1 protein-coding gene is annotated in these 333 nt (G+C 55.9%); it reads right to left on the bottom strand.

The genetic code is table 11. The annotated features are described in order from the left end of the window. On the bottom strand, positions 1 to 333 hold a 333-nt coding region (locus Q4563_RS17915), incomplete at both ends, for a cadherin repeat domain-containing protein (RefSeq protein WP_303605462.1).

Raw genomic sequence — 333 nt, 5'->3', positions numbered from 1 at the left:
CAGGGCGACAGCCTGACTGCTGTAGTTACCCGCCGCATCCGTCACAGTGATGATCAATGAGTAGTCAGTGCGGGTTTCAGCATCCAGTATGGTGTTGAGGCTGACGTCGCCGGTGCTGGCATCGATGCTGAACAGTGCGGCATCGTCGCCCGAGAGCGAGAAAGTCACGCCACCGGAGATATCCCCGGAATCATCGGCGGTGACCGTATGAATCACAGAGTCAATGGCGGTATTTTCATCCACACTCACGCTGCTGCCCGAAGTAATGACCGGGGCGATTTCATCAAGGTTGTTGACCGCGATATCCAGCACCTGATTGACCTGATTACCGAC

Source organism: Gilvimarinus sp. 1_MG-2023 (genome assembly GCF_030548285.1).
This window is presented reverse-complemented; position numbering and strand designations above follow the sequence as displayed.